The following is a 7,187-nucleotide window of genomic DNA, read 5'->3' as shown; positions in this document are numbered from 1 at the left end:
CCCGCCGCTCGGCACGGGCATTGATCTTCTGTACCAGGGCGATCAGCAGGTCCACCAGGGCATCGGTGATCTCCGCCTGCCGGGACACGCACAGCGCCGCGAGCAGGGTGATCCGCACCTCCTCGGCGGTGTCGCGGAAGTCCGAGGGGTACATCTTGATCGCCCGCGCCCGCCACGCGGCCAGCAGCTTCTCCGAGCAGTCCGCGAACAGCCCCTCGGGCAGCCCGAGTCTCCGCACGTCGTTCAGCTTGGTGATCTCCGTCAGCAACGACTCCAGGCCGACCGCGCCCGGGTCGCGCTTGAGCAGCGCCAGCAGCGCGGCGCCGTCCTCGTTGCCGTCGGCCACCAGCTCCAGCAGCCGGGCCACCCCGACGTCGCCCAGGCGCTGGATGGTCCGTGCGCAGAACGCCTTCTCCGCCCGCGTCTGGGCCGCGGTGACGATGCGGTCGATGCGGCCCGGAGGCTCGATCATCCTGGCCCGGCACTCCACCAGCAGGGCCTCGCGCAGCCGGTCCTCCACCAGCTCGACCGGGCACACCTCCGCGGCCAGCCATGCGATCAGCTTCTCCTCGTCGGCCCGGGTGGCAGGCCGGAACTTCAGCGCCTCGCGGATCTGCTTGCGGTGGTTCTTCGCCGACCGGCTGATCAGGTCGTACTTCGCGAACTCGGCCGCCGACACCTTGACCAGCCCGGCGACGTACTCCACCGCGGGCTGCGGGACCTCTTCCACAAGCTCCGGGAACCGGCCCTCGATCTCGAAGAACTTCAGCATCAGACTGAAGCCGAGACGGGTCACCCCGGTCTTGTTCGCCACCAGGTCCCAGTCGCCGTCCACCAAGGTCCAGCTCGCCAACAGCTCTTCCGGCGACCACTCTTGCCGCACACCCGCCCCTTCCCTCGCCTGCCCCGGGCTTCACTCGGACGGCCCAACGAGGCGTCCGACAGCGAGGAAACGGGCCATCTGACTACCCGAAAGCTACCCGCGGGTTACTTTGCCCCTGGGGACAGAGCTGGGAGTCCGGGGCCGTTACCGTGGACCCGGGCCGGTACTTCTTCCGCTACGAGAACCCCACCTGGGTCCTGACCGGCTGGGACCGGGTCCGCACCGAGCTGCTGGAGGCGGCCGAGACCGAGACCAGGGAGCAGGCCGTCGAGCAGCGGGCGCTGGAGTTCGTCAAGGCCCACGGCCAGGTCACCCACGACCCCGCGGAGGTTCTGGCCACCGCCTACCAGGTCGCCGCCTTCCTCTTCCGCGACGAGTACCTGGATATCCCCGGCCTGGACGTCACCCCGAGGGAGCTGAAGGCCCTGCGCGAGGCGACTACGATCATGGCGCTGAACCGGGTCGAGCTGGACGGGCACCTGTCCAACGTCGGCCCGTGCTGGTTCTTCCCCGTGGCGACCTCCGTCGTCTTCGGCTTCGACGAGGACGAGGGCAAGAAGGTCGACGAGCTGTATCACGGGGGCTGGTTCAACGAGCCGCGGCGCCGCGAATCGGTCCTCGCGCACGCCGCGCTCGGCGGCCGGCTCGTGCACGGCTGCCAGGCGTCCGCCGACATGGCCGGCGGCTGCGTCCTGGCCTACGGCACCGACCTGGCGGGCTTCCGGCGCGAACTCGACTCCCTGCGCCACGACTGGATGGACCGGGTCGCGGCCATGGGCCGCCGGTGACCCGCAGTCCCCACGCGGGTGCTGGGCAGCACGCGGCCCGGCACCCGCACACCGCTTCCGCACCGCTTCAGAGCCGGGGAGAAACGAGATGGAGCAGCAGATGCCGCCCGGCGGGCGTGCGGTCGACGCCGGCGTCAACGCCCGCGCCTGGAACCGCATCGCCGCCCAGCTCGCTCCCGAGGCCGCCGGGCGCGGCGCGGTGCCGCGGACCATCGAGTGGACCGCGTGGCCGGGCCGGGGGCCGGGCGCCGCCTGGATCGGCGACGTGAGCGGCCTGTGGGTGGCGGAGCTGGGTTGCGGCACCGGCGAGCACACTGCATACGCCGCCGCGCACGGGGCCCGGCTCGCCGTCGGAGTCGACATCGCCGAGCAGCGCATCGCGCAGGCCCGCGCCCGCTTCGGCCACCTGCCCGCCGCCCGATGGCGAATCGGCGACGCCGCCCGCGTACTCGCCGAGCTGCCCCTGCTGGACGTGTGCTTCTCCATCTACGGCGCCCTGTGGTACGCCGACCCCACACGGCTCGTGCCCGCAATCCGTGACCGGCTCCGCCCCGGCGGGATCCTCGGCTTCTCGGTCAACGCCCCGCGCGAGGGTGAACTGCCCGGCCGCCGGGTCGACAACCTCACCCTGCCCGGCGGCGCCCGGCTCCCGGTCGTCCACTACTCCTACGACGCCGCCACATGGCGGCGACTGCTGGACGGACACGGCTTCGCCGGCGTGGAAGTGGAGCCGGTCCAGGGCCCGGAGGGAAGTCCGTACCGCACCCTGGTCGTCCGGGCCCGCCGCCGCGGGACCTGAACCGGGTCACGTCCGGGCGAGTTCCGCCCCGTCGTCCGCCGCCTGCCCGGTGGCACGCCGGGCCAGGGCCCGGGCAACGAACACGGCGGCAAGGCCCGCCGCCGCGGTCAGGGCGCCGCCCGCCGCGAACGAGGCCCGCGGGGCGCGTTCGAGCAGCGCGGGCAGCAGCAGCATGCTGCCCATGCTGGCCACGTGCAGTTTCACGGAGTCGGCGGTGAACACCCGCAGCCGCTCGGGCCCCGGCAGGCCGCCGATCTGGGTGTTCAGGCTGATCGAGGTCAGCGGCACCAGCGCGCTGGCCGTCGCGGCGAGCATGGCCACTTCCGTCAGGCTGTCGCTGAGGGCGAAGGCGGCCAGCAGCATCCCCCGCGCTGTCCACACCAGGCAGTACCCGATGGGGAAGCGGCCCGGGAGGGCGACGTTGCCCGTCAGCAGGTTGCCGGCCACCGCGCCGATGCCCATGGCGGAGAGCACCACCGCGTACGCCCCGGCCCCGGCATGGAGCTGGCTGGTCAGCCAGATCGGGATGCCGATGGTCAGCGCGGTGGAGCAGAACTCCCCGACGCCGCTGAGCACCAGCGCGCACCCGATGTGCGGGTGCGCGCGCAGCACGCGCAGCGCTCTGGGCGCCTTCGCCGTGTCCACCGCGGCCGGCGCCTGTTCGTCCGGGTCTGGCGCTGCCGTCGTTGGCCAGGGCGCCCGCGCGCGGCCGAGCCAGGCGAACGCCGCGGCGGACACGGCGAACGTGGCGGCGTCCAGAAGGAACAGCTTCTCGGCCGGCAGGAAGGCCAGCAGCACCGCGGCCGAGCCGGGGCCGAGGAACCAGGTGAGCCGGTTGGAGATGTCCATCAGCCCGGTCACCTGCCGCACCTGATCCGGCTTCACCATCGACGGCACCAGCGCCGACAGGCTCGGGCCGGTCAGCGCGTCGCAGGTCCCGATCAGCACGATGACGACCAGCACGCCGGTCAGCCCGATCGACTGCCACAGCCACGGCATCGCGCCCACGATGAGGATCTGCACGGCCTCGACGGCGGCGAGCGCGCGGAAGGCGGCGAAGCGTGCGATCAGCTTCCGGCCGAAGGTGCCGATCAGCAGGTGCGGCACCGACTCGACCACCACGACGAGGCCCATGGCGACCGCGCCGGATCTCTGCCAGGCCGTCCATGCCAGCGCGAGGGTGAAGAAGCGGTCGCCGAAGACGGACAGCGTCTCGGCGAGCCACAGGACCAGAACCGGACGCTGCCGCAACAGGCTCACGTAACCCACCCGCGTGAGGGTAGAAGCCCGACGAACATCAACAGGCGCGTTCGGCCACTCCTCCCTCAAACGCGGCAACTGCCGCAGCAACCACCAGAGCTGAGGCCGCGCCGCTGGCACCCGGGGCGTCTCGGGCGCCAGCAGCGCAGGGGCACGTGCTGCTTCTGCCCACACCCTCTACCGCATGCGTGCCGGGAACAGGGGTATCGGGTGCAGGTCCCCTTATCGGGCGACAGGTTGTCAGAGGGGATTTCTAGGGTGCGCCGTGTAGAGACGTCCGCCGCGTTCTGCGGTGCCTGATCGAGGTGGTGTGCCCCTGTGAGTCTGACCTCCGGATTACGCAGTCCGTGGACCCCGCTGCGCCGCTTCCTGGACCGTGAGCTGTCGGCCGGCCCCAAGCCGCTGCAGGAGACCTTCCGCGCCCGGCACCGCGCCGAGCACATCCTGGTGCCGCCGGCCGGGGTGGGCGCGGAGGCCGGCACGGTCGGCACCGCGATCGACCAGCGGCTGCGCCTGGCCTTCACCAGCTCCGCCCCCGTCGACGACGCCACCCGCATCGGCATCGAGGCCTCCGGCTCCTTCGGCCGCGGCGCGGGCGCGCGGATGCGCGCGGTCGGCGAGCAGCTCGCCGCGCGCCTGGCCGAGACCGTCGACCGCCTGTACCTGGAGGACCGTGCCACGGCGATGGAGCGGACCCACGACGAGGAGGAAGACCTCGCCCGCCTGCTGCTGGCCGCAGCCTGGTACCAGGTCCTCGCCCGCAGCCCCTTCGGCTTCGCCTACACCTCGCTGGCCATCCTCGCGCGGGAGGACCCCGGCGCCTTCACCCTCGCCCGCCTCCTCGACCTCCCGCACCCCGACATGGTCGCCGACGTCACCGCCCAGCTGCACCACGCCGCCCGCGGCCCGCTCCACGCCCTGCGCGCCCGGACCGAACCGTCCTCCTGCATCCCGGGCCCCACCTTCGCCGGTGCCGCTCTCGCCGCGGACGCCGACCTCGTCGCCGACGGCCTGCTCCTCGACTTCAAGAGCACCCGCCACACCCGCACCCTCCGCCTGGTCGACGCCTGGCAGCTCCTCGGCTACCTGCTCCTCGATGCCGCCGACCACCACCGCATCGACACCCTCGGCGTCTACCTCACCCGCGCCGACGTCCTCACCACCTGGCCCGTCGACGACTACCTGGCTCTGCTCGGAACCTGCCGCCGCGACCTTGCCGCCCTGCGCGCCGTGTTCGCCGAGCTGCTCACCGGCTGCGACGCCGACCGCATCCCCTACGGCAAGGGCGAAGAGGGCCGCGTCAACCGGTTGCTGCGGCGCCTGGCGCCCGTCGTCGAGGCCGGCCACTGCCCCGTGTGCGCGCAGCCGCTCCCGGCCACCGGACACCCGGCCCGCGCACTGTGCTCCCGCTGGTGCTCCGTCCGGGCCAAGACCTTCCGGAAGAAGGGATGGCTCTGACGGCTCCGCCTCGACACCCGACGTCAGCACAAAGCTGACGCCGACTTGGCCACTTTCACGCGAGTCGCCAACGGGTACGGTCCGGACATGGCAGAGAAAATCAGCTATGAGTTGACCGGGGCCGAGGCAGATCTGCTGCTTGAGCTGACGAAGGACGCGCTCAGCGCCGCGGGCGAACTGGGCGGCAGGATCGGCGGCGGCGCGCCCGGAGCGAGGGGCGGCCGCGCAGGCGCCCGCGCAGGCGGCCGTCTGGGGGCGCGCTTGACCAGGGTGGAGACCGCGGCGTTGACGATCGACGTCCCGCTCGGCCCAGACTCCGCCCGCGCCCGGGCGCACCATGCCATCGCCCAGCTCGGCACCGGTCTCGAAGACCCCAACGGGGCGGGCGACGGCTCCCTGTGGGGTGTCATCCCGTCCGGCGTAGCGAACTTGTCGCCGGCGCTGCTGCGGGTGCAGGTGGAGCCGGCCGGCTCTGGCGCCAGGGTGTATCTGCGGGCCAGCGGGCGCGAGGCTCTGATCAAGCAGCGTATCGGCGCCAAGGCCGTCGACCGGATCGCCGCGGCCATCGCCTACGCGCCGTAGGCCGAGGCGAGCACCGAGGATGGTGGGGCCTGGCCGGCGACCACCGCGGTCAGGCCGGTGCGCGCGGCGACCGCAAGAGACCCCTGCCCCGCAGCCGTCGGAGACGCAGCGCAGGACGACGCCCCGGACCGGACATCACGGTGCGAGGAAGACGACCCCGCTGCGGTCTTCCTGCATTTGGGCCACCCGGACAGCAGCGCCGAAGCCGATGCCACGGAAGTACTCCACCTTCACCTGCTCGACCGGAATGATGTCCTCCTCCGCCGCAGCACTCAAGTGCGCCTTGACGCCGTCCTCCCACACGACGGCCGACACGCAGGGGTGGGAAATCCACGCGTCGAAAAGCACCGCCTGGGCGATCTTGGCCTCACCCTCATGCTTCATGATCCGATTCCGGACCTGCGCCTTGTCCTCCTTCTCCGTCCGGCCGACCTTGACGTACGACAGCATCGAGCACATGGACCGGAAGAACAGGACGTACAGCCGGTCACCGACGGCGTCGAGCGAACCCCCCTTGTACTCCAGGTCCCTCCACGACTGGTGCCGTACCGCCGCGACGACCTCCGCGGGCGGCAGACGCCCGGTGTCGAAGTAGTCGCCCAGCAGCACCTTCGCCGTCAGGGAGTCCAGGTACGGGTTCCTGTAACGCATGTTCAGCCTCGTCATCGGCAACGCCTGCTGCTCCCACTGCGGCGCATCTGCGACGGATTGCTGATCGTCGCCGAAGTACTGCTCGGTGTAGAGGTCCTCTTCTCGCATGTCCGAGATTGTGGTGCGGCAGCGCTGCTGGCAGAAGAGCACCTCGGCGCTGCTCACCGGTCCGATCCTCCCCAAGGGCCTTCAGGTGCCGCGCCGGGATTGGTGCCGGCTTTGTGGTGGGTGGGACGGCTGAAGGCCTCGCCGGTGGCGAGGGCTTTGCCCACGTCGTGTCGGGTGGCCGGGTGGCGGTTCTTCGAGCCTGACGGCCTGCCTGGGCCGGGTGGGTTCCTAAGCCTTCTGTGAACGCCGGGCGCTCACGCGACCTGGCTGAGCGTAGGGGTGCCGGATGCGTCGAAGATTGACTCATTAATCGAGTAGAACAACGAAATATTGAGTGGAGTGTGATATGGTGGCGGGTATGGCACTCAGTACTGAGGAAACGCTGCGGCTGACGGTGGCTGCGCTCATGAGCCGTAGCCGTGAGACCCAGACCGCTCTGGCCGCCGCGATCGGCATGGACCAGCGGGCCCTGTCGCGTCGTCAGACCGGGGCGAGCCACTGGCTGCTCGACGACGTCGACCGCCTGGCCGCTCACTGGGGTATGACCCCGCTGGACCTGCTGGCCGGCCCCACGCATGCCGCCACGAAGCTCCCGGCCCCACCGCCCCCTGGCAGTCGAACTTCTGCCCCTGCCCCTGCCCCTGCCCCTGCCCCTGCC

General features: G+C 71.6%; 7 protein-coding genes and 1 pseudogene. 5 read left to right on the top strand and 3 right to left on the bottom strand.

The features are described 5' to 3' along the window. On the bottom strand, window positions 1–883 hold an 883-nt coding region (locus I003_RS0128520; protein WP_158689039.1), incomplete at its 3' end, for a DUF4158 domain-containing protein. Between the two features lie 149 nt (window positions 884–1,032). Between I003_RS0128520 and I003_RS33620 the strand changes: the two genes are divergently transcribed. After that, a complete protein-coding gene (locus I003_RS33620; RefSeq protein ID WP_199784363.1) occupies window positions 1,033–1,671 on the top strand; it encodes a hypothetical protein in 639 nt (212 codons plus the stop codon). Between the two features lie 88 nt (window positions 1,672–1,759). Next, the gene (locus I003_RS33615) at window positions 1,760–2,470 is read left to right on the top strand and encodes a class I SAM-dependent methyltransferase (protein ID WP_051368584.1); all 711 of its coding nucleotides are present in this window, start codon (window positions 1,760–1,762) and stop codon (window positions 2,468–2,470) included. 6 nt (window positions 2,471–2,476) lie between these two features. On the opposite strand, the gene I003_RS0128505 is transcribed toward I003_RS33615, so the two are convergent. Beyond that, window positions 2,477–3,739 (bottom strand): MFS transporter, encoded by a 1,263-nt coding sequence (locus I003_RS0128505; RefSeq protein WP_486584444.1) that lies wholly within the window; start codon window positions 3,737–3,739, stop codon window positions 2,477–2,479. Window positions 3,740–4,048: 309 nt separating this feature from the next. Between I003_RS0128505 and I003_RS0128500 the strand changes: the two genes are divergently transcribed. Then, window positions 4,049–5,188 carry a hypothetical protein gene (locus tag I003_RS0128500; protein ID WP_486584443.1) on the top strand — a complete coding sequence of 380 codons (1,140 nt, stop codon included), beginning with the start codon at window positions 4,049–4,051 and terminating at the stop codon, window positions 5,186–5,188. Between the two features lie 87 nt (window positions 5,189–5,275). Next, the gene (locus I003_RS0128495; RefSeq protein WP_027774594.1) at window positions 5,276–5,770 is read left to right on the top strand and encodes a hypothetical protein; all 495 of its coding nucleotides are present in this window, start codon (window positions 5,276–5,278) and stop codon (window positions 5,768–5,770) included. A 135-nt stretch (window positions 5,771–5,905) separates the two neighbouring features. Here the strand turns inward: I003_RS0128495 and I003_RS0128490 are convergent, their stop codons facing one another. Next, a complete protein-coding gene (locus tag I003_RS0128490; RefSeq protein WP_027774593.1) occupies window positions 5,906–6,586 on the bottom strand; it encodes a hypothetical protein in 681 nt (226 codons plus the stop codon). 301 nt (window positions 6,587–6,887) lie between these two features. Here I003_RS0128490 and I003_RS37165 point away from each other — a divergent pair. Then, window positions 6,888–7,187, top strand: a pseudogene (locus I003_RS37165) (acyltransferase); the annotation flags it as partial.

It is taken from the genome of Streptomyces sp. CNQ329, assembly GCF_000482585.1.
The sequence above is the reverse complement of the archived record's forward strand: the minus strand, read 5'-3'. Positions and strand labels throughout refer to the sequence as shown.